This window comes from Phyllobacterium sp. CCNWLW109 (assembly GCF_037203905.1).
In the GTDB taxonomy this organism is placed as follows: Bacteria; Pseudomonadota; Alphaproteobacteria; order Rhizobiales; family Rhizobiaceae; genus Phyllobacterium; species Phyllobacterium ifriqiyense.
This window is the reverse complement of the sequence record NZ_JBBCBK010000003.1, coordinates 948,584-974,202: the sequence shown is the minus strand read 5'-3', so window position 1 is coordinate 974,202 and position 25,619 is coordinate 948,584. Positions and strand designations below refer to the sequence as shown.

The window sequence follows — 25,619 nt, the reverse complement described above, 5'->3', positions numbered from 1 at the left end:
TTGTCTCCTTCAATGATCCGGCTGTACCCCCAATGTCCGTACGCTTCCTTCCAGCCCTGTTCGTTCTTCTGTGGGCTACCGGCTTTATCGGCGCGCGCTACGCGATGCCCTATATGGAACCGTTTCTGTTTCTCATGGCACGCTTTGCCATTGCAGGCGCAATATTAGGCGTATGGGTTATTCTGGCGGGCAATAATTGGCCCGATAGGCGCGGAGCGATGCACGCAATCATCGCCGGCTGTCTGATCCATGGCGCTTATCTCGGAGCTGTGTTCTGGGCCATTCACAAGGGCTTGCCCGCTGGCATGTCTGCATTGGTCGTCGGCCTGCAACCCCTGATCACTGCGCTGATTGCGGGTGTAACGCTTGGCGAAAAAATACAGCCGCGCCACTGGGCGGGACTGGGTGTCGGCTTCATCGGTGTCGCCATGGTGCTTTGGCCGAAGCTTTCGATTTCTGCCGATGGTATTACCCCGGCAACTGTCGGCGCTTCGATCTTTTCGGTCATTGCCATCAGCATCGGCACCGTCTGGCAGAAACGCTTTGTTGGTCAGATTGATTTAAAGGCAGGAACAACCTTGCAATATCTGGGTGCGATGGTGGTCATGGCAATCATGACATTGTTGTTCGAGACTCATGAAATCATCTGGTCAGGCTCACTGGTATTCGCCATGTTCTGGCTGGTCGTCGTTCTTTCCATCGGCGCGGTCCTGCTGCTGATGATCCTGATCAACCAAGGCGCAGTCTCGAAAGTCGCGTCGCTGTTTTATCTCGTGCCCGGCGTCACGGCCCTGATGGCCTATGTCCTTTTCGGGGAGACATTGACGTTATTTCAGCTGGTTGGCATGGCCATTGCCACGTTGGGCGTTGCGCTTTCTACCGCAGGTCAAAGCCGCCGCGCCACCCTTCCCTCGCGATAGATAATAATCGCAGCGTTTATTTCAGCTCCGATAATGAAGATGGCTGCGATTATATAAAGGAAAACAATAGCGGCCATAATCGAAGCAAGTCCCGCATAGGTCGAGATATAAGACGCAAATGTCTCTAGATAGCTGGCAAAGATCGTGGCCCCAATAGTCCAGGCAATCAGTGTAAGCAGAATGCCGGGCAGAATATCCACAAAACGCCTGTGCCCTGCTGGCAGCCAGAGATGAACCACAAGAAGGCCGATGATGAGCACGGCCGATGCAATGCAATAGCGCCAGAAACTGATCGTTCCCGATAGAAGATAAATTTCAGGATACCATTTCGAAGCAATCCGCATCGCCAGCGGGGCAAGCACCAGCAGAAAGCTGATCGCCATGATGCCGATGGTCGCGATAATCACATAGCCAAGACTTTGCAGACGGCAATAAATGATCGAGCGCGTATCCACCACACGATAAGCCCGGTTGAGCGCGACCCGCAAAGCTTCAATACCATTGGATGCAAAGTAGGCAGCGGCAATCACACTGATTGTCAACAACCCGCCGCGCTGCACATTGAGAACATTGCTCACTTCCTGCTTGATTGGGTTGGCGATCACCTCCGGCCAGGTGTCGAATACGACATGCACTGCCGTCTCGGTAAAAGCACTTGCTCCGAGAAAACTCGCCAATGCCGTGGCAAAAATCAGAAACGGAAAAAGCGCCATGATTCCTGACAGCGCAACATGGCTCGCCAGTGCCCATCCATCATCCGTGCTGAAATGCCCCAGAGCGTCACCAAGAATACGCCGAAGAAAACCATATAGTTTACGCATCAATGCAGGTTTGCCCCCATGGTCATGTACGCGAGATTGCAAGGCACAAGCGAATATGTGAAGTGTTTTTTTGCGCAACCTATTGAATCGAAACCATGCCCCGTTCCAGAACGATTTTGATTACAGGATGTTCCAGCGGCATGGGCGCTTATTGTGCACGCGCCCTGAAGGCTGATGGCTGGACCGTTTTTGCTACTGCCCGCAAATTATCTGACATAGATGATCTTAAAGCGGAAGGCTTTTCGGCTCATTACCTTGACTATAGCGAGGCGCAATCCATCAGGGATACGGTCAGGGCTGTTCTTGAACAGACCGGCGGCACGCTCGACGCACTCTATAATAATGGCGCTTACGCGGTGCCCGGCGCTGTGGAGGATTTGCCGACAACGGCGTTACGCGAGCAATTTGAAGCAGCATTTTTTGGTTGGCATGAGTTGACGCAACTTATTGTTCCGGTGATGCGGCGGCAGGGTCATGGGCGAATTGTCCACTGTTCATCAATTCTCGGCTTGGTACCCATGAAACTGCGCGGAGCTTACGTCGCTTCGAAATTTGCACTCGAAGGGTTGATGACAACACAGCGGATGGAACTGGCTGGCTCCGGCATTCATGTATCGCTGCTCGAGCCGGGGTCGATCGAGTCCCATTTCAGGACCAATGCGGCGGCCCAAATAAGCAAATATATCGATATTGAAAAATCAGTGCATCGCGAGCAATACGAGAGAGAAATCGCCAAATTCTCACAGGCAAAGCCGCCACGATTCGCGCTTGGGCCAGATGCCATTTACAAGGTTCTGAAACACGCATTGGAAAATGAGCGTCCCAGACCCCATTATGTGGTGACGGTTCCAGCTAAGCTGGCAAGTTTTGCCAAAAGAATGCTATCGGCACGTGCGCTATATCGCATGCTTGCGAGCCAATCATGACAGGAGCAGACTGCAAGTCAGCCTGATAAGGAATAACATCATGGACATCATCTTCAAGTTTCTGGCAATTGTCGCCATTGCCGCCGTCGCTATCGTGCTTCTCGTCGGTCTGCGCAACATGATGAAGGGCGGCGATGCCAACTTCTCCAACAAGATGATGCAACTGCGTATTCTGCTGCAGCTCGTTGCCATCATCCTGATTGTTGGCGCCATCTACTTCCATCGCGCTGCAGGCTAGGGCGAATATAATGGTCAAGCTCAACAAGATTTATACGCGCACCGGCGATGATGGCACCACCGGCCTCAGCACTGGAGCGCGCCGTTTAAAGCATGACTTGCGCGTAGAGGCTTACGGCACTGTGGACGAGGCAAATTCCTTTGTTGGCCTCGCCCGATTGCATACGGAACGGGATTATCCCGAACTCGATGCCATGCTTTTTCGCATCCAGAATGATCTTTTCGATCTCGGGGCTGATCTTGCCACCCCGGATACGGGTGAAACTCTAGCCTACGAGCCTTTGCGGATCATCGATACCCAGGTTTCAAGAGTTGAAGCTGATATTGACCAACTGAACGAAAAGCTTGAACCTTTGCGCTCCTTCGTGCTGCCGGGAGGCTCCCCTGCATCAGCCGCTTTGCACCTGGCGCGCACGGTTTCGCGCCGTGCAGAACGTCAAATGGTCGAGCTTTCTCAAAGGCCCGATGAGATCGTCACGCCCGCCGCATTGAAATACATCAACCGCGTTTCCGATTTCCTGTTTGTTGCGGCTCGGGTTGTCAATGACAATGGCGCGAAGGACGTGTTATGGGTGCCGGGTAAAAATCGCTGACAGGCCTGAGGCAGGAACCCGGAATTAATGTTCATTCCACTATATGACGCCAATCGCCTCAAATACATCAAACTACAATATGTTACGCTTTCACTCATTGTTTTGAATGTTATGATTTTTGGGCTTGTGGCCTTTTTCGATCCGGACACCCAAAAAGCCTCAATGATATTTGGCTACATCCCCGCCGTAGCGCAGGGTCTGGTTGTTCGTCCGCCGGAATATGACTTCATAGCTAGTGGATGGACCTACATCACCTATACGTTCATGCATGCCGACATCTACCATCTCGGCGGAAATATGCTGTTTCTCTGGGTCTTCGGCGACAATGTCGAAGATGCCATGGGGCATATAAAATTTCTGATCTTTTATTTTCTTTGCGGTGCCGGCGGTGCCTTAATGCACGGTTTTGTTTTTTCCGACTCTCATGGCCCATTGATTGGCGCATCGGGAGCGATATTCGGGGTTGTCGCCGCTTATCTCATGCTTCACCCACGGGTCTGGGTTTGGGTCTTCGCCTTCGGACGCATTCCTTTGCCGCTTCCGGCAATCTATCTGCTTGCACTTTGGATCGCCGAACAGTTCTTGATGCTCTTCGTACATGGCGATGAACGCATCTCCTGGTCGGCCCATGTCGGCGGAATTATTTCGGGCGCATTGCTGGTCGGTATTCTCAAACGCTGGAGCATTCCGCTGTTTGATCGCACCATTGTCACACCTCGCGCCGTCGTGACCGAAGACAAGCAAAACAATGAGGCCTGAAGCCGCGGCTTCAAGGTAGCGAAGAACTTACCTGTCTAAATTGGAAATCTGCTGGAGGTTGTTTGTAGACAATACCAAAGCTTTGGCTCAAATTCACCACGCACATTGGTTTCGGTGCGCTTCCAGTGTCCACGTCACGTCTCTCGATATCCGGTAGAAAGACACCAATGTTTATTCCACTGCATGACGCCAACAGCTTAAAATACATCAAGCTGCAATATGTGACACTTTCGCTGATAGCGCTGAATGTCATCATTTTTGCGCTGACCAGCATTGCCGGAGATCATGCGGAAGCCACAATTATTGGACTTGGCTATATACCCGCCATTGTCCATGACCTTGCAGCTCTGCCTGCAGCCTATGATATTGTGCCGCCAAATGCCACTTACATCACCTACGCATTTCTCCATGCCGACATTTTCCACCTCGGCGGCAATATGCTGTTTCTCTGGGTATTTGGAGACAATATTGAAGACGCTCTCGGCCACGTAAAATTTTTGATCTTCTATCTTTTATGCGCGGCGGCGGGAGCTCTTCTCCATGGCGTCATTCTGCCGGATTCAGAAGCACCATTGATAGGCGCTTCCGGTGCCATAGCGGGTATTGTTGCCGCCTATCTTATACTCCATCCTCGCGTGAAAGTATGGGTTCTGGCCTTTGGACGAATTCCGCTGCGCATCCCGGCGATCTATCCACTCGTCCTTTGGGTTGCCCTGCAATTCGGTATGCTTTTGTGGGGTGGCGATGAGCAAATATCGTGGCCGGCGCATGTAGGCGGGATTATAGCAGGTGCATTGCTCATTCTCATTTTGAAGCGCCGCAATGTTCCGCTTTTTGACCGTGCCATAGTCTCTCCGCGTGCCGTCGTGGTCGAAAAAGAGCCAACTATCGCAGTCACGCAAACCGAGCCTGCGAAATGGGGCAGATAGACCCACATCATTCAATCGGTTGAAGTACAGATTGTCGCATACCGCGCATTGACCTTTACGTCACTCATATTTACGGTCCCGCGCTGTTCAGACACAAACGTGTCGCTTTTTTCACCTCAATGTCGGCATCCGGCAAGCAGGTACTGTGATAGGACAGTTAAAGCTGTCATTTGAATGTTGAAGAGGGAGTCCCCATGAAAGTCCTCGTACCGGTAAAGCGGGTAGTCGATTACAACGTCAAGATCCGCGTCAAAGGTGACGGTTCAGGCGTTGAGCTTGCAAATGTGAAAATGTCGATGAATCCGTTCGACGAAATCGCGGTCGAGGAAGCGCTTCGTTTGAAGGAAGCCGGCAAGGTCGAGGAAGTTGTCGTCGTGTCGATTGGCCCGGCGCAGGCGCAGGAAACTTTGCGCACAGCACTCGCCATGGGTGCGGACCGTGCCATTCTGGTCAAGGTCGACGATATTGTCGAGCCGCTGGCCGTCGCCAAGATTTTGAAGGGCGTCGTTGAAGCCGAACAGCCGCAGCTCGTTATTCTTGGCAAGCAGGCAATCGATGACGATGCCAACCAGACCGGCCAGATGCTGTCAGCGCTGCTCGGCTGGAGCCAGGCCACCTTCGCCTCCAAGGTTGAACTTGGTGACAAGTCGGCCAAGGTAACACGCGAAGTTGATGGCGGCCTGCAGACCATTGAAGTCACTTTGCCGGCAATCGTCACCACCGATCTGCGATTGAACCAGCCGCGTTATGCTTCGCTGCCCAATATCATGAAGGCTAAGAAGAAGCCTCTCGATGAGAAGTCAGCTGCTGATTACGGCGTTGACACTGCGCCGCGCCTCAAGGTCCTGAAGACTGAAGAGCCGGGTGGACGCAAGGCTGGTGTGAAGGTCAAGGACGTTGCGGAGCTTGTCTCCAAGCTGAAGAACGAAGCTGGCGTTCTTTAAGGAAAAGGATAAGGAATTCACCATGGCTATTCTTCTTTTTGCCGAACACGATAACGAAACCCTTTCCGACCAGACAGCCAAGGCTTTGACCGCAGCGCTCGCCATCGGTTCGGATGTGCATGTGCTGGTAGCCGGAAAAGGCGCCAAGGGCGTTGCAGATCAGGCTGCCAAGCTTGCGGGCGTCAAGAAGGTTTTGCTGGCCGATAGCGATGATCTGGCCAACCGCCTCGCCGAAGCTACCGCTGCATTGATCGTCTCGATTGCCGACGGCTATGACACGATCATCGCCGCTGCCACCACCAACGGCAAAAACATCTTGCCGCGCGTTGCAGCGCTGCTCGATGTCATGCAGGTGTCAGACATTATCGAAGTTATCTCGGCTGACACATTCAAGCGTCCGATCTATGCGGGCAATGCCTTGCAGACGGTGCAGGCCACCGATGCCAAGAAGGTTATCACGGTTCGCACGGCAACCTTTGCCGCTGCTGGCGAAGGCGGATCAGCCTCCGTCGAGACCATTTCGGCGGCTGCCAATCCTGGCCTTTCGACCTTTGTTGAAGCAAAGCTTTCCGGTGGCGATCGTCCTGAGTTGACCTCGGCGAAGATCATCATTTCCGGCGGACGTGCTCTTGGCTCCAACGAAAAGTTCAAGGAAGTGATCCTCCCGGTTGCTGACAAGCTCGGCGCTGCGGTTGGCGCTTCGCGTGCGGCTGTCGATGCGGGCTATGCACCGAATGACTGGCAGGTTGGACAAACAGGCAAGGTTGTCGCGCCTGACCTTTACATCGCCGTCGGCATTTCCGGCGCGATCCAGCATCTGGCCGGCATGAAGGACTCCAAGGTCATTGTTGCCATAAACAAGGACGAAGAAGCACCGATTTTCCAGGTTGCCGATTACGGCCTCGTTGGCGATCTCTTCGTTATCCTGCCGGAACTTGAAAAGGCGCTGTAAAAAAATATAGCCGCAAGTTTGAAATGATTTGCATGGCCGGGGTAGACGAAAGCTACCCCGGCCATTTACTTTGGTGCTAGGAAGTTTGCGCTTGAACAAACAAACGGATGGCAACATGGCTGGATCGATCAAGACTGTAGGCATTATCGGAGCGGGGCAAATGGGCAGCGGCATTGCTCATGTATGTGCCGTCGCCGGCTATGACGTTTTGATCCATGACCAGTCTGCCGAACAGCTGGAAAAGGCTATAGCCACCGTTAATGGCAATATGGCGCGGCAGGTCTCGCACGGCAAACTCGATGAGGCGGCACGCGAAAAAGCCATGGCGCATATCCGCCCTGCTCTGCGCATGGAGGATCTTTCCAGTGTCGATCTTGCCATCGAAGCGGCGACCGAGGATGAAACAGTCAAGCGCAAGATTTTTGCGCAGCTTTGTCCAAACCTCAATCCGGAGGCGATCCTCGCCACCAATACTTCATCGATTTCCATCACACGGCTCGCCGCGACAACCGATCGCCCGGAACGGTTTATTGGCATTCACTTCATGAATCCGGTGCCGGTGATGAAGCTGGTTGAACTCATTCGCGGTATCGCGACCGAGAACACCACCTTCGAAAGTGCGCGCGAATTCGTTACCAGCCTCGACAAGACCTTGACTGTCTCGGAAGATTTCCCGGCCTTCATCGTTAACCGCATTCTGCTGCCAATGATCAATGAAGCCATCTATGTTCTTTACGAAGGTGTCGGCTCTGTGGATGCCATTGATACAGCCATGAAGCTCGGCGCAAATCACCCGATGGGCCCACTGCAACTGGCTGATTTCATCGGCCTTGATACATGCCTTTCGATCATGCAGGTCTTGCATGATGGTCTGGCGGATTCGAAGTATCGACCCTGCCCGCTTCTCGTCAAATATGTCGAGGCCGGTTGGCTTGGCCGCAAGACCGGTCGCGGCTTTTATGATTATCGCGGGGAAAATCCCGTTCCGACACGCTGATCATGCCCGCATGAAATTATCCCATGGATAGCCAACAGGACGCGGAATATTCTGCCGGAACAAAGCGGCTATCCACCATTCTTGTTGAGCTTGGGGACACAGACGCGACCAGAATTTCCTTCGACGACATTCTTGTCGCCTTGTCGGAACGCAGCTTTGGCGCCTTGCTCATCCTGTTTTCCGCATTAAATCTGATTCCACTACCGCCGGGTTCATCCACCATATTCGGCATTCCACTGGTTCTGCTTTCCATCCAAATGTTGATTGGCTTCGAGAAGCCGTGGTTTCCGGCCTTTCTGCGGCGCAAATCAATGCGGATAGAAACCTATCGTTCCGGGATCGCCAGACTGGAAAGCGTTCTTACACGTTTTGAGCGGCTTGCCCGTCCGCGTTATTGGCTCTTGCCGCAAATTATCGTCGAACGGGTCGTCAGTATCGTTGCACTTTCAATGTCCCTGATCGTCATTTTGCCGATTCCGCTTATTAACCAGATACCGGCATTGAGCATAATCCTGCTGGCAATTGGTCTTGGCGAACAGGACGGCGTATGGTTGGGAACAGGATTTCTTGTTGCGGCCCTGGCAGCTGGAATTGCTATCGGGCTCGGCGCCTCTGTAGGTTTGGCCGCGCTGCATATTTTTGGTTGAGAATGACAGAACAGAAAAACATATCCATTTACGTCGATGCAGATGCCTGCCCGGTAAAAGCAGAAATTTATCGTGTTGCGGAAAGATATGGCGTCAAGGTTTTCGTCGTGTCCAATTCCATGATGGCAATCCCGCGCGATCCGATGATCGAGCGGGTCATTGTCAGCGACGGTTTTGACGCCGCCGATGACTGGATTGCCGAGCGGGTCTCCCGGGGCGATGTGGTCATCACCGCCGATATTCCACTTGCAAGCCGCTGCGTAAAAGCTGGTGCAGACGCCATTTCCCCAACGGGCCGGGCGTTTACCGAGGCATCCATCGGCAATACCCTGGCAACGCGTAACCTCATGGATGAACTGCGTTCGGCGGGCCAGATCACGGGTGGACCGCGACCATTTTCACCAAAAGATCGTTCCTCCTTTCTTTCTGCGCTTGATCTCGCTATTGTGCGGTTGAAACGTGCGGGCTTCACCTCCTGAAGGGTAAGTGGATGGGAGCTATGCGTTTCGTGGCATTGACGGAACGCGTCGCAGGCTCTACGAGAGCGCAACAAAGCTATATGCGTGCCGCTCGTGCTCCATTGACGCCGAGCTAAAAACACGCCCAAAACCAGCACTGAAAGTTCATTTATGACCATTTTCGATTCTATCGCTCCGGCGCTGTCCGGTGCTTTGAAAGCCCGTGGCTACGAGACCCTGACACCCGTTCAGACTGCAGTTCTCGCTCCTGAAGCCGAAGGAGCAGATCTTCTCGTCTCCGCCCAGACCGGCTCGGGCAAGACCGTTGCCTTCGGCATCGCCATCGCACCGACTCTTCTGGAAGATGGAGATCGCTTCACTTCTATCGGCGCGCCCTATGCACTGGTGATTGCGCCCACACGCGAATTGGCTTTGCAGGTTCGCCGCGAATTGGAATGGCTTTATGAGCCAACCGGGGCGCGCATCGCCTCTTGCGTTGGCGGTATGGACATGACCAAGGAGCGCCGCGCCCTTTCGCAAGGCGCGCATATCGTTGTTGGCACACCGGGCCGCCTACGTGACCATATCAGCCGTGGCTCGCTCGACATGAAAGAACTGCGTGCAGTGGTTCTGGATGAGGCCGACGAGATGCTCGATCTCGGTTTCCGCGAAGATCTCGAATTCATCCTTGGTGAAGCGCCGGAAGATCGCCGCACACTGATGTTCTCTGCAACAGTGCCGAAACCTATCGCGCTTCTGGCAAAACAGTTCCAGAAAGACGCGCTGCGTATTTCTGCCACCAATGACCGCGAGCAGCATGCGGATATTGAATATCACATCATGCCGGTTGCACCGCGTGAGCGTGAAAACGCGATCATCAATTCGTTGCTGTTCTACGATGCACAGAACACGATCATTTTCGGTTCAACCCGTGAAGCGGTCAAACATTTGACCAGCCGCCTGTCAAATCGTGGTTTCTCTGTGGTTTCCCTGTCGGGTGAACTCAGCCAGGCTGAACGCACCAATGCCTTGCAGGCCATGCGTGATGGTCGTGCCCGTGTTTGTGTTGCCACCGACGTTGCCGCTCGCGGTATTGATCTGCCTAATCTTGATCTCGTCATCCATGCCGATCTGCCCAACAATTCAGAAACGCTTCTGCACCGCAGTGGCCGTACAGGTCGCGCGGGTCGTAAGGGCATCTGCGTTCTGATCGTGCCGGCCTCGCGTCGCCGCACTGCCGAGCGTCTTTTGCAAGGTGCAAAACTAACGACAACGATGGTGCCGCCACCGGATGCCGACGCAATCAACAAGCGCAACAATGACCGCATCCTCAATGATCCTTCTCTGTCTGAAGTCATAACCGAGGACGAGGGAGATTTCGTACGCGAATTGCTCGCCCTTCATTCCGCTGAACAGATTGCTGCTGCTTATTTACGCCAGCAAATGGCTGCTCGCCCTGCGCCGGAAGAGCTTTCCAACACGCCGTCCCATGTTCTTGAGCCTATCCGCAAGGGTAGCTTTGAAGACCGCCCGGGCCGCGGCGAACGGACATCGCGCTCGGATCGCTTTACCGATTTTGAAAGCGGCGCATGGTTCAGCGTCAGTGTTGGTCGCAAGCAACGCGCCGAACCACGTTGGCTTTTGCCGCTTATCTGCAAGGCCGGTGATATCACCAAGACCGATGTCGGCTCAATCAAAATTCTGGAAACGGAAACACGCTTTGAGATTACCGCCAGCAAGGCTGATGCTTTCCTTGCACGCATCAAGCAGTTCGGTACCGGCGAAAAGGGTGTAAATATCACCCGCAGTGAAGGCCCCGGCGGTTCTGCTCCGCGCAGCGATTTCAAGCCGAAGAAGAATTTCGGTGAGAAGCGCGAATTCGACAACCGCAAGCCGCGCGGCAACGATGCCAATCCACGTACAGAGTGGGCAGCCAAACCTGCAAAGGCAAAGCCGGAAGGCTGGACAGCGGAAAAGCCGAAAAAGCTTCCAAAGGAACGCAAGCCCGGTGAATTGCAGGGCTTTGACAAATACAAAGCAAAAAAAGCTCGCAAAGCCGCCACAACTGGCGAGTAAGCAATTGCCTTCCTTATCTCCCTCTTTGCGAGGGAGATAAGGAATATGCAATGATTTTGCATGAGCTTGGTGCGTGCTTCGACAAGCTCAGCATGAGGAAGTTAGTGGGTTGCAACATCTACCTGCGACGTCGTCTCGTAACATGTCAGAACTCGTTCCCTGCCAATCTCCACCTTCCTCATGCTGAGCTTGTCGAAGCACGCATAATGAATTTGCCAATCCAGCGGTCCTGATACTATTTTCTAAAGACCCAAAGCGGCATCCACAAATCGCAGAGCGTCATCGCTGGACCAGTCTGCCGGGCCGTTCATCGCTGCGATCTGGCAGCCTTCCTTATCGACCAGCATTGTAACCGGGAGCCCAAAGGCCAGACTTTTCCGCTTAAGCTCGTTGAACACGCCCATTGATGGATCACGATAAAGATCGAGCGACTTGACGCCGATCTCGCTCAGGAATGCTTTGGGTTTCGTATCGTCACCCGTGTCAATATTGATCGTGACGACCTCAAATTTGTCGCTGCCCTTATTTGTTTCCAGCGCATCAAGTGCAGGCATCTCCTCACGGCATGGCGCGCACCAGGTCGCCCACAGATTGACCAGCAATGTCTTGCCCTTGAAATCGCTGATGCGCACCGGCTTGCCATCCGGTCCGGTGAAGGACAAGCTCGACATGGATTGCGGCTTGTCGGCACCGCGCATGGCGGCAATGGCACCAACAGCGGCAGCATCAATCGCCTTTGCGCCCTCAGCCTTCATCGGGCATTGATCGGCCGTATTAGTGGCGACGGCAATATTGCCAGATGGCCGCTCCATCACGTATACCGCAACCGCACCGGCGGCGATGCCGGCGAGCGCGGCAAGGGCGATGATCTTTTTGTTGCTATTGCGTGGCGTTTGTCGTGGGCCGTCTGTCATTTCCGTTCTTTCCGCTTCACACTCAAGGCGTTTTCCATGTCCGACAAGAAGAATAGCAATGAAATGTGGGGCGGTCGTTTCGCCTCAGGTCCTGCCGCGATCATGGAAGAAATCAATGCTTCCATCGGCTTTGACCAGAAGCTTTACGCCCAGGACATTCAAGGTTCCCTTGCTCATGCAGCCATGCTTGCGAAAACCGGCATAATTGCGAGCGACGATTACGACAAGATCACAAGCGGCCTGAACACGATATTGTCAGAGATCGAGAGCGGAAAGTTCACTTTCTCACGCAAACTTGAAGACATTCACATGAATGTTGAGTCGCGCCTTGCCGAACTGATCGGCGCATCGGCGGGCCGGCTGCACACTGCACGCTCACGCAATGACCAGGTCGCTGTCGACTTTCGCCTCTGGGTAAAAGCTGAATTTGAAAAGACTGCGGTGCTGCTCAAGAAATTGATCGAGGCTTTTCTGAAGCGCGCCGAAGAACATTCAGCAACCCTGATGCCAGGTTTCACCCATCTTCAGACAGCGCAGCCCGTCACCTTTGGTCATCATTGCATGGCCTATGTCGAAATGTTTGGCCGCGATCTGAGCCGAGTCAAAGATGCAATTGAACGTATGAACGAATCGCCGCTCGGCGCCGCAGCCCTTGCCGGAACCGGCTTTCCGATTGACCGGCATATGACGGCAAAAGCGTTGGGTTTCCGCGAACCGACCCGCAATTCGCTCGATAGCGTGTCTGACCGCGATTATGCGCTGGAATTTCTGTCAACAGCTGCGATCACTGCGACGCATCTTTCCCGGTTGGCTGAAGAAATTGTCATTTGGTCTACTTCCCAGTTCGGCTTTGTTCGACTGTCCGACAGTTTTTCGACCGGCTCCTCCATCATGCCGCAGAAAAAGAACCCCGATGCTGCCGAGTTGGTTCGCGCCAAAACTGGCCGCATCACCGGATCGCTCGTCGCTCTGCTGACAGTCATGAAAGGCCTGCCTCTGACCTATTCCAAGGATATGCAGGAAGACAAGGAAGCCGTATTCGACGCTGCAGAAACGCTGGAACTGGCGCTTGCCGCCATGACTGGCATGGTTGGTGATATGACCGTCAACACCGCCGCAATGAAGAAGGCCGCGGGTTCGGGCTATTCAACGGCCACCGACCTGGCCGATTGGCTGGTGCGGGAACTTGGCCTGCCATTTCGTGAAGCGCATCATGTCACCGGCCGGGCAGTTGCCCTTGCCGAGCAGAAAAAAGTCGACCTTGGAAAATTGTCCTTGGAAGATTTGCAGGAGATACATTCGGGGATCACTGCCGCCATCTTCGGGTTTCTGACCGTGGATAAATCCGTGCGCAGCCGCAAATCCTATGGCGGAACGGCACCCGAACAGGTGCGCAAACAGATTAAATTCTGGCAAAAGCGGATTGCGAAACTGTAAAACACCAACTTATCTCCCCTTTGCGGGGAGATATAATCGGCATCCATTGTAAGTGCAGGTGAAGAACACCTTCCATATGAGGCTTTCTTGCACTAAGCATGGCAGACCCATTTCGGACGACAGGATCAACAATGACAAGCCGTTCCCTCTTATCGACAATTCTGATGTCGATCGTGATTGTAAGCGCCATATCGGCCTGTGGCCGCAAAGGCCCGCTGGAGCCACCGCCCGCTTCCGTTACGTCCATGCCCGGTGAGCCGAAAACTGCAACTCCGCCCGTCCAGGACAAGCGCTTCATTCTCGACCCACTTATCTAAGCTGGATTTTCCGTGAATCATTTTGATTATAAAGACGGCGTTCTTCATGCCGAAGGCGTCAGTATTCCTGAAATCGCCAAGGCTGTCGGGACACCATTCTACTGTTATTCGACAGCAACGATCGAGCGTCATTTCAAAGTGTTTTCGGCAGCTTTTGCCGACATGGACACGCTCGTCTGCTACGCGCTCAAGGCAAATTCCAATCAGGCAGTCCTGAAAACGCTTGCGCGCCTTGGTTCTGGCGCCGATGTGGTTTCTGAAGGTGAATTGCGCCGCGCGCTCGCCGCTGGCATTCCAGCCGAGAAAATCGTTTTTTCCGGCGTCGGCAAGAAGCCCAGCGAAATGGATCTCGCATTGAGCGCCGGCATTCATTGTTTCAATGTCGAATCCGAGCCAGAGCTTGCCATTCTCTCCAGTCGTGCCGTTGCGGCGGGAAAGATCGCGCCAGTTTCGCTGCGCATCAATCCCGATGTCGATGCAAAGACCCATAAGAAGATTTCGACGGGGAAATCCGAGAACAAGTTCGGCATTCCCCTCGCCAAGGCAAGTTCAATCTATGCACAAGCAGCCAGGCTGCCGGGGCTAAAGGTTGTTGGCGTGGACATGCATATTGGCAGCCAGATCACTGATCTTGAGCCTTTCGACGATGCATTCCGCCTGCTGGCGGAGTTGGTCGGGCAGCTGAAGGCCGATGGCCATGATATCAAGCATGTTGATCTTGGCGGTGGTCTCGGTATTCCGTACCACTTCGACAACAATCCGCCACCACTGCCCGATGCCTACGCGCAGATCGTTCAAAAGCATATCAAGCCGCTGGGATTGAAGACGATCTTCGAACCGGGCCGACTTATTGTTGGAAATGCTGGGATTCTTGTCAGCGAGGTAATCTTCGTCAAGGAAGGCGATGCGCGTAACTTTATCATTGTTGACGCGGCCATGAACGACCTCATCCGGCCCACGCTTTACGATGCGTTCCACATTATCCGCCCCATCAAGGAACCTACGGCCAATCATCCCCGGATTCGCGGCGACGTTGTCGGTCCCGTTTGCGAAACAGGTGACTATCTGGGCTTGGATCGTGAACTGCCGCGTCCTGCCCCGGGTGATTTGATCGCAATTGGCACAGCGGGCGCCTATGGCGCGGTTCAGGCCGGCACCTATAATACGCGGCTGCTCGTGCCTGAGGTTCTGGTCAATGGCGATCAGTTCCATGTGGTGCGTCCACGCACAAGTTATGAAGAATTGATCGGCCTCGATTCCATTCCGGACTGGCTGTAATTTTCGCGCCTACACAGAAGTATGATTGCGTTTTGCCGGGTAAGGCCTCGCCTTTGCCATGATGAGTGGTATTGTTAGCTTTGTCTGGTAATGCCGATACCGGAAAGATGGAGCGAGAATGGCCGATCACAACCCGGAAGAACGGGAAGCGACCAGCATCAAATTCGATATTCTGAAAAATATCGATCGCCTCCGTTTGTCCGCATGGTTGATGATCGCGCTTGAGCGCCTTTGGCCGCTCTTGCTGCCCCTTTTGCTTGTTATTTCAGTCTTCCTCAGCGTGGCATGGTTTGGCCTGTTTCGCCTTATGCCGGATCTTGCAAGGCAAGCCTTGCTTGCCCTCTTTCTGCTGAGCATCCCTGTTTGCGTCTATCTGCTGCTGAAGTTCCGCTTACCTCGCCCGTCAGAGATCACGCAGCGGCTTGAAAACGTCAATGAACTGGCGCACCAGCCCATTACCGTGCAGACAGAAGAGCTTGCAGCCAACAGCACTGATCCCTTTGCGCAGGCATTGTGGAGCGAGCATCGCAAGCGCATGGCAACACGCATTGCCAATCTGCAAAGCGGATTGCCCCAGACGCGGATTGCTGAACGCGACCCTTGGGCTTTGCGCGGCGTTGCGGCGCTGCTGCTCGTCATTGCTTTTGCCTTTTCCGGTGGACCGTTGGGCGGCCGCATCAGCGATGCATTTCTCAGTCATGCCGCGAGCAATGCAATACCGCCTCGTATTGACGCCTGGGTTACCCCTCCGCGTTATACCGGTCGCCCTCCGCTATTTCTGACCACCGCAAGCAATTCGGCCGACACGCAGTTTTCAGTACCCCAAAACAGCACGCTTGTTGTCCGCATTATCGGTGGCAGTGGATCGGAAGCTCTGACACAGAAGCTGTCTGATGGAAAATCGGTAGAGATTGCAGCCAGGGAAACGCCTAAGATCGAAGACTCGGCAACTGGCAAAGCAACACCACGAAATTTTGAACTCACACTTGATCAAAACAGTTCTATTGATCTGGTGAATGGCCGCTCTGCCCTCTCCAGTTGGGGCTTCACAATCATTCCAGACCAGCCGCCCGCAATCCGTTTTACCAAGGAGCCTTCCAGCGCCGTCAATGGCACGATGGACGTCTTTTATGAGATCAAGGACGATTATGGCGCGATAGCTGCACAGGCAAAAATCGAACAGGCACTGCCTGCCGAAAAGGATGCACGACCGCTTTATTCCGCTCCGGAATTGCCGTTGGCATTGCCGCGTCGCGGTGAACAGGCCAAGGAGACTAAAACCACCAAGGATCTCACCCAGCACCCATGGTCTGGGTCTGAAATCCGCATGACTCTCATTGCGTCCGACGACGCAAAGCAGGAAGCCCGCAGCGAAGTCAAAACTTTCGTCATGCCCGAGCGACCATTCGCCAATCCGCTTGCTCGCGCGTTGATTGAACAACGCCGCAACCTGGCGCTGAATGCCAATGCCAAGCCCAATGTGCTGGAAATGCTGGACGCAATCACAATGTGGCCGGAAGAGACAATCAAAAACTCGTCCCACTATCTTGGGTTGCGCAGTGTTCGTTCCCGCCTTGACCTCGCAAAAAGCGATGAACAGTTGCGCGAGGTAGTAAGCTATATGTGGGACGTCGCCCGCGGCATTGAGGATGGTGCCTTGTCTGATGCGGAGCGGCGACTGCGGCAAGCGCAGGAAGCCTTGAAAAATGCCATCGAACAGGGTGCCAGCCAGGAGGAAATCGAAAAGCGCATGGCTGAGTTGCGCGATGCCATGAAGGAATTTCTGCGTGAATTTGCGCAGAAAGCTCAGAAAAACCCGAACATGGCGCAAAATCCAAATGCCAAACAGCTACGGCAGGAGGATATCGATAAAATGCTGAACCAGATTGAAGAGCTTGCCAAGCAGGGCTCGAAGGATCAGGCACAGCAATTATTGTCCGAGCTCGAAAACATGATGAACAACCTGCAGATGGGCCAGCAGCAACAGGCTCAACAAGGCCAGCAGGGACAGATGAAACAGCAAATGGACAAGCTCGGTGAGCTGATGCGCCGTCAACAGGACATGATGAACCAGACCCACCGGCTGGAACAGCAGCGCCAACAGGGCATGCAGCAGGACTTTGGCGAGGAGCAGCAAGGCGAACAGGGTGAGCAAGGACAAATGTCCGAAGAGGATATTGCCAAGGCCCTGCGCGATCTTCAGCAAGGCCAAGGCAAGCTCCAATCCGAACTCGGCCAGTTGATGAAAGATCTGGAAGGCATGGGTATCAAGCCCGGTGAAGGATTTGGCCAGGCAGGCAAATCAATGGGTGAAGCTGGCAAATCACTCGGTCAAGCCGATGGCGATCAGGCACTCGGCCAGCAAAGCGATGCGCTGGATGCGCTGCGTCGTGGTGGTCAGGACATGATGAAACAGATGCAGGAGGCCATGGGGCAAGAGGGACAAACCGGGCAAGGCGATCAACGGCAAACCGGGGGGCGCGATCCTCTCGGCCGCCCGCAGCGCGACGGCGGGCCCGATGATGGCACCAATACCAAAGTCCCCGGCGAGATCGATATTCAGCGCGCGCGTGAAATTCTCGACGCCATCCGCAAGCGGCTCGGTAATTCGCTCAGCCCGCAAATGGAAAAGGATTATTTGGAGCGCCTGCTCAAGTTCAATTGATCAGAAAAATGTTGGGCTTTAATCGCGAACCACACCGACATAAGGCAGTTGCCGGAATGAATGGCCGACATCCATGCCGTAACCGACAACGAAATAGTCCGGGCATTCGAATCCTTTGAAATCAGCCTCTATTTCGGTCTTGCGCTTGACGCTTTTGTCCAGCAGCACGGCAATATAGACATTGCGCGCACCGCGTTCGAGCATGAGCTGGCGCGTAAACTTCAATGTGCGTCCTGATTCAAGAATATCATCGATCAAAAGTACGTCACGGCCATGCACATCGCTGTCAATATCGCGCATAAGTCGCACTTCAGTGCTTTCCGTGCCCTTGCCATAACTGGAGACAGTGATGAACTCCACATCCGGTTCTGCACCGGCATCATGCATGGCGCGGATCAGATCGGCGGCAAAAATAAACGAGCCCTTGAGAATCGAGATAACAAGCAGGTTTTCAAAACCTCGCGCCACGATTGCTTTGGCAAGTTCTAGATTGCGCGCGGCAATTGTCTCGGCACTGAAAAGAACATCAATATTTTTAGTCCCGACTTTTGGCATGCAAGTTTCCTGTGGCGCGTTTTCAGACCGAATTTCTTCATATAGCTCCCGCACCTATAGCCTGATCATCAGCCAAAATGCAAAAACCGGCGCTGCCGTATAAAATTCATGTTTCCAGTCATGCTGGTTCATGTTTGTTGGGGTGGTCAAATCGGCTCGCGCAAAATAGAACACGTTGCAGATAAGATCGGAAAGCACACTTGATTCGTTTTGAGAATGTCGGATTGCGGTATGGGATGGGCCCGGAGGTCTTGCGTGATGTCAGCCTCCACATATCGCCGCGATCATTTCAGTTCCTCACCGGACCTTCCGGTGCAGGTAAAACGTCATTGCTGCGCCTGCTTTTCATGACACTCAAGCCGACACGCGGTTCCATCACCGTCTTCGGCAAGGATATTGCAACAATTTCGTCCAGGGAAATGCCAATGCTGCGCCGGCGCATAGGCGTGGTCTTTCAGGATTTCCGGCTGCTCGATCATATGACCACCTATCAAAACGTCGCCTTGCCTTTGCGGGTACGCGGCAAGGAAGAAGCGACCTATCGCGCAGAGGTCGAAGAGCTTTTGCATTGGGTAGGGCTTGGCGAGCGCATGCATGTGCTACCACCTGTGCTATCCGGTGGTGAAAAACAGCGTGCCGCTATCGCCCGCGCTTTGATAGATCAACCGGAAATTCTGCTTGCCGACGAGCCGACGGGCAATGTCGATCCGCCCCTGGCGCGGCGTCTCCTGCGCCTTTTCGGCGAGTTGAACCGCTCCGGAACAGCCGTTGTCATTGCCACCCACGATTTGACCCTGATGGACCAGATCAATGCGCGGCGTATGATCCTCGATCAGGGAAGGCTCGACGTTTATGATTGATGCCGCTGCCCTCAAGGATCGAGCCGTCGAATTGGCAGACAGGCTTTGGGCCCGTATCCGCAAAAACAGCGGACAGGCACCGATCGTGCCCGCAGGCAATGTGGTTGGCCATGCCTTGATGATCGTAATCGCCATCATGACCTTCCTCGCCTGCCTCACCGTCGGCTCAGTCAGCCTTGTTCAATCGACAGCCGCCACCTGGCAAAGTCAGATTTCCACCGAAGCGACTATTCAGATCAGACCGGTGGAAGGTCAGGACATGGAAGCAATGCTCGCTGAAGCGAGTAAAATTGCGCAAGGATTTGCTGGCGTGAAATCCACGCGGATCATCGACCGGGATGCGACAGCCCGCCTTCTCGAACCATGGCTTGGAACCGGACTCGATATTGATGAACTGCCTGTTCCCCGGCTGGTGGTCGTTACGCTCGACGAAGCCTCGCCCCCAGATTTCGCAGCGCTTCGCAGCATGCTCGTCGGGCAGATACCGGCAGCCAGTTTCGACGATCATCGCACATGGGTCGACCGGTTGGTTTCCATGGCTCGCTCGACTGTTCTCATCGGCACCGGCGTGCTTTCCCTTGTCGTTGCAGCAACAGTCCTCACCGTGATTTTCGCCACGCGCGGAGCGATGGCCGGTAACGGCCATATTATTGAAGTGCTGCATTTTATCGGCGCGGAACAAAAATTCGTCGCCCGCCAGTTCGAGCGCCATTTTTTCTGGACAGCACTTAAAGGTGCAGCTTTTGGCGGTGCGCTTGCCATGTTCATTTTTCTGATGATCGGATGGTGGTCATCGCGTAATCTGGCAACACCCGAAGCCGATCAGGCGACAGCGCTCTTCGGCAATTTCTCCATTGGATCCGGCGGATATACGGGTGTAGTTTTGATCATATTGGCGGTCAGCGTTCTGACCATGATTACAACACGAATGACAGTCATAGCGCATTTAAGGCAAGTTGATGGACGCACGGGCGAAAATCACGACACCTGAAATATTCATTTTATTTTATAGACGCATCGCTTCCAGTTTATGAGCGGCAGAAGCACTCTCGAGCAAGGCATTTACGGCACAAGATGGACGGCCTTAACGACAGCAACAAGTCCCCCGATGCGGACGTAGCACGGACCCGTGGATTGTCTGCGACCATGGGCAGATATTTCGTGCGTTTTCTGTTCCTGCTTGCGATTCTTGCGATAGGTTTGTTCATCGGTGGGTTTATTGTCTTCAGCGATCGCGTCACCACGCTCGATATACCCGATATTACCGAGCCCGCTGACGGTATCGTCGTCCTGACAGGTGGCTATTCACGCATTGAGGGCGCTTTGGAATTGCTCAAGAACAAGCGCGGCGAACGTTTGTTCATCAGCGGCGTGCATCCCTCGACCAAGCGTAGCGAGTTGCAACGCGTCACTGGTGGCGATGCAACATTGTTCGAATGCTGTGTCGATATCGATCGGTCTGCCCTTGATACGGTCGGCAATGCGGTTGAAAGCATTAAATGGGCGAGCGCCAACCATTATAAGCGCGTGATTGTTGTCACCAACAACTACCACATTCCCCGCACCATGCTCGAACTCAGCCGCGCCTCGCAGGAAATCGAATTCATTGCCTATCCAATCACGAACACCAATCTCAAGGAGGGTGACTGGATAACGCGAGGACAGGTAGTACGGGTTCTGCTGATGGAATATATCAAATATCTGGGGGCCGTTGCCCGCGCCCAATTGCCTGACAGTTTTTCGAGTGTCACTGATAAATTGCTGCATCAGATCAGGGAATAGCCAATTCCACGTCAGAAACTGGCATATATATGGTTCGTCCTTCGACAAGCTCAGGAGGGGCTCACCACGCATAACGAGCCTGCAACCCTCAACGAGATCTCCATGACAATAATCCGGTCGATCATCTTCAATGTGCTTTTCTACCTGAACCTGATCGTCCAGATGATCATTTTCACGCCATACTATTTTCTCAGCCCGCGTAAACGGGCTTGGGCCATTCCGAAGAATTGGGCGCGGTCAAATCTCTGGCTGCAAAAGGTTTTCGCCGGAACAGATATGGAAATTGAGGGCCTTGAGAATATACCGGATGGCCCCTATATCTGCGCGCCGAAACACCAGTCCTTCTGGGATGCCTACGCGTTCCTGCCCTATATTGCCGACCCGGTTTACATTCTCAAGCGCGAGCTGATGTGGATTCCGCTTTTTGGCTGGTACATCCAGAAAATGAAAATGGTGCCTATTGATCGTGGCAAACGCTCTGCGGCGATGAAGACGGCCGTCAAAGGCGCGCATTTTGCCGTGTCGGGAGGCCGGCAATTGATGATCTATCCCGAAGGCACACGCACCAGTCCGGGAGCCCCGCCCGCTTATAAATATGGTGTTGCACATATATACGGCGAACTTGGCGTTCCGGTTCTGCCTATCGCGCACAATGCAGGCCTCTATTGGCCCCGCCGCAGATTTCTGCGTCACCCCGGGATTATCCGCTGCCGTATCCTGCCGCCCATCCAGCCCGGAATGGATAATGACGCCTTTTTGAAGAAGCTTCAGGAAGTCACAGAGGCCGCCTGTGACGAATTACTGGTCGAAGCAGCAACCTCCGCCAACCCGCCTCCCATGCCTCCCACCGCCGTCAGGCGCCTCAAAGAACTGGGTGTGGAAATCTAAGCCTTGTTATGGTCCACCGCAGCGGCCACCGCTTCCATCCAATGGTCGCGTATATTCATCTTGCGCATATGGTCGAGCGTATTATGCACATAGTCCTCATTGCGGCCTGACACGCCCACTGAACCGCATACAGCCTCCGCAGCTTCGGCGACCGAGAGCGACCCCGCATACTGAACGTGATTGCGGTCGACAATATAGGTCAAGGCTTCGACCCTCTGGCCATCGGGAAGCCGTATGCCAAGACGGCGCTCAAGATAGACATGAGTGACAAGCTCGCGCTCACGTAGATAGGCCACCACTTCGTCTTCAAGCTCGCCCGGCACGCGAAATGCCATGCCAAGGCAGGAACCACCACGATCCAGGCCGAGTACAAGTCCCGGACGTTCCGGCGTCCCGCGATGCACATAGGAGCGCACGCACAGTGCCCTGCGATAGCCATGAAGACGGGCATGATGCGTCTCTACATGTGCAAAGCCGGGCTTCCACATGAGTGAACCATAGCCAAAGACCCAAAAATCGCCCATATCCATCCCGATAGCTGGATTTGAATCACATCATCTTCTGACCGATAGCGAGAGCCGCACCATGCCGTCAAGCAGCACCACTGAAATCCGCAAGTCGGGGAAGTTTCTCAAATATCTGGCAGGCTTCATCATCTTGCTGGCGATCATCTATACGGGCGGATGGTTTTATCTGGCCAACCAGCTTGAATCGCGTGTGGCAACAAACCTTGCCGCCTTCAAGCAGAAGGGCATCGACGCCACCTGCGACAATGCTGCGGCCAGCGGTTATCCGCTCAGGCTTGGCCTTGAGTGCACCAAAGTCGGCTGGGCCGATCAGGCGAAACAGCTTTCCGTCGTGGCAGGCAGTTTCAACGCCGCTACACAGATTTACGATCCGATGCGCATTGTCAGCCAGATCGAAGGACCAGCCGCTATCGATGCGCCCGGCATGGTTCCCTTGGACATTACCTGGAAAGATCTTGGCTCCAGCGTCCGCCTCGATAAGCCGCTGCCCAAGCAGATTTCGGTTCAGGGCAATGATATTGTTGTCAATCAGCGCAATGCGGCGGCAGGGAGCGCGCCCATTGCCATCATGCAAGGTGGAAAGCTTAGCTTTTCAACCACTGAGCCAAAAATGAACATCGCGTGGTCATTTGAAAAGCTGAAAATCGCAGACAATATCGTTTATGAGCATCCCCTGCCTGAGCTGACGGGTGCCGCCGATATTGAGCTGGAAAATGGCTTTGCGCTTCTGGCAAAGCCTGAAAGAGATATAACGATTCTGCGTGGTCAATCGGGACTGTTGAACAATGTCGATCTGGGCTTTGCCGACGGCAGCGGCATTGCGATTTCCGGACCGTTCTCAGTCGATAATGAAGGCCGGATCAGCGGCGATTTCAACGTGACCATGCGCAATCCGGAAGGTGTCGCCCAGGCAATGCGCGGCATTCTGCCTGGCGAAGAAAACACAATCTCATCCGTACTTCAGGCGATGGCTTTCGTGCCTAAAGATGCGAACGGCGCACCGACACTTCCCATTACCGTGAAAAACGGGAAAATGTCGGTGGGTTTCATCCGTATCGGGCGTCTGCCCTCTCTATGAGGGCGGCGTTGCCTTCTGGCGTCCGAAATCCGGTGCGTCGATTTCCTGCCCTGCATCGATAATACCGCGCCGCACAGCGCGTGTGCGGGTGAAAAGATCAAACAGCGCATCACCATCACCCCAGCGCACGGAACGCTGCAAGGATGCAAGATCCTCGGAAAAACGCGCCAGCATTTCGAGGATCGCGTCCTTGTTGTGCAGGCACACATCGCGCCACATCGTCGGATCGGATGCGGCAAGACGGGTGAAATCACGGAAACCGGAAGCCGAGTATTTGATGACCTCGGAATTGGTGACTTCTTCCAGATCGCTGGCTGTACCGACGATATTATAGGCGATCAGATGCGGCAGATGGGAAACAATCGCCAGAACCCGATCATGATGCGCCGGGTGCATCGTATCTAGCCGCGAGCCGCAGGCCTCCCAGAATGTCTTCAGCCTTTCGATGGCAGTCGCATCAGTACCCTCAAGTGGGGTCAATATGCACCAGCGGTTCACGAACAAATCCGCAAAGCCCGCATCCGGTCCGGAATACTCCGTTCCGGCTAGCGGATGCCCCGGAATGAAGTGAACATTTGATGGCAGCTCCGGTTGCATCTGCGCGATGACAGAGCTTTTGGTTGATCCCACATCGGTTACGATTGCGCCGGGCTTCAAGAAACCGGCAATCTGCTTTGCAACGGCGCCGGAGGAGCCGACCGGGACGGAAACCACGACGAGGTCGGCATTCTTGACGGCTTCACCACTATCAAGCGTATAAGCATCGCCAAGACCAAGTTCTTTGGCCCGTGCCAGTGTGCTTTCACTGCGTGTGGAAATGATGACATGGTCGGCCAGACCTTCGCGTTTGATCACGCGTGCCAGTGACGATCCGATCAGGCCGATGCCGATCAGTGCGATTGTATTGAAATGAGGCTTGGACATTTTTTACTTCAGGAATTCGGAGAGTGCAGCGACTACGCCGCGATTGGCTTCTTCGGATCCAATGGTAAGGCGCAACGCGTTGGGAAATCCGTATCCCGCAACGCGGCGCAAAATATAGCCCTTGCTCGTCAGATAGGCGTCTGCCGCTTCTGCCGATTTGGCCGCGTTGTCAGGAAAATGCACAAGCAGGAAATTTCCCACCGATGGCGTTACCCGCAGGCCAAGCTCTGTCAGCTGCTCCGTCAGCCAAGGGAGCCATTTTTCGTTGAACGCAATCGCCTGATCGACATGCGCCCGATCACGGATCGCGGCAGCACCGGCCAGAATGGCGGCGGAATTCAGATTGAATGGCCCACGTATCCGGTTAACGGCATCGACCACATGGGCAGGCGCAAACATCCAGCCGATGCGCAAAGCTGCAAGCCCGTGAATTTTCGAGAATGTGCGTGTCATCACCACATTTTCAGACGACGAAACAAGTTCTACGCCGGATTCGTAATCATTGCGGCGAACATATTCCGCATAGGCCGCATCGAGAACCAAAAGCACATTCTTTGGCAGTCCCGCATGCAGGCGGCGCACTTCTTCGAAAGGCAGATAGGTGCCGGTCGGATTGTTCGGATTGGCAAGAAACACGATTTTCGTGCGCGTCGTCACCGCATTCAATATTGCGTCAACTTCAGCCTGCTCGTTCTTTTCGCGGGCGACAACAGGCGTTCCGCCGGCAGCCATGATGTAGATTTTATACACCATGAAACCATGTTCGGTATAAATCGCTTCGTCGCCGGGCGCGAGATAGGTCTGGCACAGCAAGCCAAGCAATTCATCGGAGCCATTGCCGCAAAGAATATTTCCGGCATTCAGGCCGTGTACTTCCGCGATGGCCTGCTTCAGGGCATTGGCCTGACCATCGGGATACATTTCAAGATTTCTTGCCGCAGCCCCAAATGCTTCAATGGCAAGTTTGCTCGCGCCAAGCGGAGATTCATTCGACGACAGCTTATAAACCTTGGCAACACCATGCGCATGTTCCTTGCCGGGCACATAGGCCGCAATATCAAGCAAACCGGTTTTTGGTGTTGGACGTAGGTCTTGCAATGTCGTTGACATGATTGTTCATCCGTTAAGCGGCAAA

Annotated in this window: 27 protein-coding genes; 21 read left to right on the top strand and 6 right to left on the bottom strand. The window is 54.1% G+C overall.

What is annotated here, in order from left to right; genetic code table 11:
• Positions 1-32: 32 nt before the first annotated feature.
• Positions 33-920: a DMT family transporter gene (locus V9K92_RS15310; protein WP_337354387.1), complete on the top strand. Its 888-nt coding sequence runs from the start codon at positions 33-35 to the stop codon at positions 918-920.
• On the opposite strand, the gene V9K92_RS15305 is transcribed toward V9K92_RS15310, so the two are convergent.
• A complete protein-coding gene (locus V9K92_RS15305; RefSeq protein WP_115055466.1) occupies positions 887-1,741 on the bottom strand; it encodes a YihY/virulence factor BrkB family protein in 855 nt (284 codons plus the stop codon). The genes V9K92_RS15310 and V9K92_RS15305 overlap by 34 nt on opposite strands.
• Positions 1,742-1,836: 95 nt before the next feature.
• Between V9K92_RS15305 and V9K92_RS15300 the strand changes: the two genes are divergently transcribed.
• The 11 genes from V9K92_RS15300 (at position 1,837) to V9K92_RS15250 (ending at position 11,259) form a co-directional block, all read left to right on the top strand.
• Positions 1,837-2,667 (top strand): SDR family oxidoreductase, encoded by an 831-nt coding sequence (locus V9K92_RS15300; protein WP_336442350.1) that lies wholly within the window; start codon positions 1,837-1,839, stop codon positions 2,665-2,667.
• A gap of 40 nt (positions 2,668-2,707) precedes the next feature.
• A complete protein-coding gene (locus V9K92_RS15295; protein ID WP_307280322.1) occupies positions 2,708-2,905 on the top strand; it encodes a twin transmembrane helix small protein in 198 nt (65 codons plus the stop codon).
• Between the two features lie 10 nt (positions 2,906-2,915).
• Positions 2,916-3,497: a cob(I)yrinic acid a,c-diamide adenosyltransferase gene (locus V9K92_RS15290; RefSeq protein ID WP_307280325.1), complete on the top strand. Its 582-nt coding sequence runs from the start codon at positions 2,916-2,918 to the stop codon at positions 3,495-3,497.
• A 27-nt stretch (positions 3,498-3,524) separates the two neighbouring features.
• Entirely contained in the window at positions 3,525-4,256 is a 732-nt protein-coding gene (locus tag V9K92_RS15285) for a rhomboid family intramembrane serine protease (RefSeq protein WP_337354356.1), read from the top strand.
• A 167-nt stretch (positions 4,257-4,423) separates the two neighbouring features.
• Positions 4,424-5,185 carry a rhomboid family intramembrane serine protease gene (locus V9K92_RS15280; RefSeq protein WP_337354355.1) on the top strand — a complete coding sequence of 254 codons (762 nt, stop codon included), beginning with the start codon at positions 4,424-4,426 and terminating at the stop codon, positions 5,183-5,185.
• A gap of 194 nt (positions 5,186-5,379) precedes the next feature.
• Entirely contained in the window at positions 5,380-6,129 is a 750-nt protein-coding gene (locus V9K92_RS15275) for an electron transfer flavoprotein subunit beta/FixA family protein (RefSeq protein WP_307280332.1), read from the top strand.
• A 22-nt stretch (positions 6,130-6,151) separates the two neighbouring features.
• Positions 6,152-7,081 carry an FAD-binding protein gene (locus tag V9K92_RS15270; protein WP_115055481.1) on the top strand — a complete coding sequence of 310 codons (930 nt, stop codon included), beginning with the start codon at positions 6,152-6,154 and terminating at the stop codon, positions 7,079-7,081.
• 115 nt (positions 7,082-7,196) lie between these two features.
• On the top strand, positions 7,197-8,078 hold the full coding sequence (locus V9K92_RS15265) for a 3-hydroxybutyryl-CoA dehydrogenase (protein ID WP_115055577.1): 882 nt from the start codon (positions 7,197-7,199) through the stop codon (positions 8,076-8,078).
• A gap of 23 nt (positions 8,079-8,101) precedes the next feature.
• Positions 8,102-8,725 (top strand): exopolysaccharide biosynthesis protein, encoded by a 624-nt coding sequence (locus V9K92_RS15260; RefSeq protein ID WP_115055483.1) that lies wholly within the window; start codon positions 8,102-8,104, stop codon positions 8,723-8,725.
• Positions 8,726-8,727: 2 nt separating this feature from the next.
• Positions 8,728-9,204, top strand: a complete 477-nt coding sequence (locus V9K92_RS15255; RefSeq protein ID WP_307280341.1) for a YaiI/YqxD family protein — start codon at positions 8,728-8,730, stop codon at positions 9,202-9,204.
• A 150-nt stretch (positions 9,205-9,354) separates the two neighbouring features.
• Positions 9,355-11,259, top strand: coding sequence for a DEAD/DEAH box helicase (locus tag V9K92_RS15250; RefSeq protein WP_337354354.1), 1,905 nt, complete (start codon positions 9,355-9,357; stop codon positions 11,257-11,259).
• A 242-nt stretch (positions 11,260-11,501) separates the two neighbouring features.
• On the opposite strand, the gene tlpA is transcribed toward V9K92_RS15250, so the two are convergent.
• Complete coding sequence (tlpA, locus tag V9K92_RS15245; RefSeq protein ID WP_337354353.1) at positions 11,502-12,173, bottom strand: thiol:disulfide interchange protein TlpA; 672 nt, start codon at positions 12,171-12,173, stop codon at positions 11,502-11,504.
• Between the two features lie 36 nt (positions 12,174-12,209).
• Between tlpA and argH the strand changes: the two genes are divergently transcribed.
• The 4 genes from argH to V9K92_RS15225 all read left to right on the top strand — a co-directional run bounded on the left by argH (position 12,210) and on the right by V9K92_RS15225 (position 17,870).
• Positions 12,210-13,610: an argininosuccinate lyase gene (gene argH, locus V9K92_RS15240; protein ID WP_337354352.1), complete on the top strand. Its 1,401-nt coding sequence runs from the start codon at positions 12,210-12,212 to the stop codon at positions 13,608-13,610.
• A gap of 131 nt (positions 13,611-13,741) precedes the next feature.
• A complete protein-coding gene (gene lptM / locus V9K92_RS15235; protein WP_122086912.1) occupies positions 13,742-13,927 on the top strand; it encodes an LPS translocon maturation chaperone LptM in 186 nt (61 codons plus the stop codon).
• Positions 13,928-13,939: 12 nt separating this feature from the next.
• On the top strand, positions 13,940-15,205 hold the full coding sequence (lysA, locus tag V9K92_RS15230) for a diaminopimelate decarboxylase (protein WP_337354351.1): 1,266 nt from the start codon (positions 13,940-13,942) through the stop codon (positions 15,203-15,205).
• A gap of 118 nt (positions 15,206-15,323) precedes the next feature.
• Entirely contained in the window at positions 15,324-17,870 is a 2,547-nt protein-coding gene (locus tag V9K92_RS15225; RefSeq protein WP_337354350.1) for a TIGR02302 family protein, read from the top strand.
• 18 nt (positions 17,871-17,888) lie between these two features.
• Here the strand turns inward: V9K92_RS15225 and hpt are convergent, their stop codons facing one another.
• Complete coding sequence (gene hpt / locus V9K92_RS15220; RefSeq protein ID WP_115055499.1) at positions 17,889-18,425, bottom strand: hypoxanthine phosphoribosyltransferase; 537 nt, start codon at positions 18,423-18,425, stop codon at positions 17,889-17,891.
• A 200-nt stretch (positions 18,426-18,625) separates the two neighbouring features.
• Here hpt and ftsE point away from each other — a divergent pair, with 200 nt between their 5' ends.
• The 4 genes from ftsE to V9K92_RS15200 all read left to right on the top strand — a co-directional run bounded on the left by ftsE (position 18,626) and on the right by V9K92_RS15200 (position 21,955).
• Entirely contained in the window at positions 18,626-19,285 is a 660-nt protein-coding gene (gene ftsE / locus V9K92_RS15215) for a cell division ATP-binding protein FtsE (protein WP_115055501.1), read from the top strand.
• Complete coding sequence (locus tag V9K92_RS15210; RefSeq protein WP_115055503.1) at positions 19,278-20,276, top strand: cell division protein FtsX; 999 nt, start codon at positions 19,278-19,280, stop codon at positions 20,274-20,276. The genes ftsE and V9K92_RS15210 overlap by 8 nt, the downstream gene beginning before the upstream one ends.
• Positions 20,277-20,431: 155 nt before the next feature.
• Positions 20,432-21,067 (top strand): YdcF family protein, encoded by a 636-nt coding sequence (locus V9K92_RS15205; protein ID WP_115055581.1) that lies wholly within the window; start codon positions 20,432-20,434, stop codon positions 21,065-21,067.
• A 102-nt stretch (positions 21,068-21,169) separates the two neighbouring features.
• A complete protein-coding gene (locus V9K92_RS15200; protein WP_337354349.1) occupies positions 21,170-21,955 on the top strand; it encodes a lysophospholipid acyltransferase family protein in 786 nt (261 codons plus the stop codon).
• On the opposite strand, the gene V9K92_RS15195 is transcribed toward V9K92_RS15200, so the two are convergent.
• Positions 21,952-22,479, bottom strand: coding sequence for a gamma-glutamylcyclotransferase (locus tag V9K92_RS15195; protein WP_115055583.1), 528 nt, complete (start codon positions 22,477-22,479; stop codon positions 21,952-21,954). The two genes, V9K92_RS15200 and V9K92_RS15195, sit on opposite strands and share 4 nt — an antisense overlap.
• Positions 22,480-22,540: 61 nt before the next feature.
• Between V9K92_RS15195 and V9K92_RS15190 the strand changes: the two genes are divergently transcribed.
• On the top strand, positions 22,541-23,560 hold the full coding sequence (locus V9K92_RS15190) for a DUF2125 domain-containing protein (RefSeq protein WP_337354348.1): 1,020 nt from the start codon (positions 22,541-22,543) through the stop codon (positions 23,558-23,560).
• On the opposite strand, the gene V9K92_RS15185 is transcribed toward V9K92_RS15190, so the two are convergent.
• Both V9K92_RS15185 and hisC read right to left on the bottom strand, forming a co-directional pair.
• Complete coding sequence (locus tag V9K92_RS15185; protein ID WP_337354347.1) at positions 23,555-24,484, bottom strand: prephenate/arogenate dehydrogenase family protein; 930 nt, start codon at positions 24,482-24,484, stop codon at positions 23,555-23,557. The two genes, V9K92_RS15190 and V9K92_RS15185, sit on opposite strands and share 6 nt — an antisense overlap.
• A 3-nt stretch (positions 24,485-24,487) precedes the next feature.
• Positions 24,488-25,594 carry a histidinol-phosphate transaminase gene (gene hisC, locus V9K92_RS15180; protein WP_115055511.1) on the bottom strand — a complete coding sequence of 369 codons (1,107 nt, stop codon included), beginning with the start codon at positions 25,592-25,594 and terminating at the stop codon, positions 24,488-24,490.
• Between the last annotated feature and the right edge of the window lie 25 nt (positions 25,595-25,619).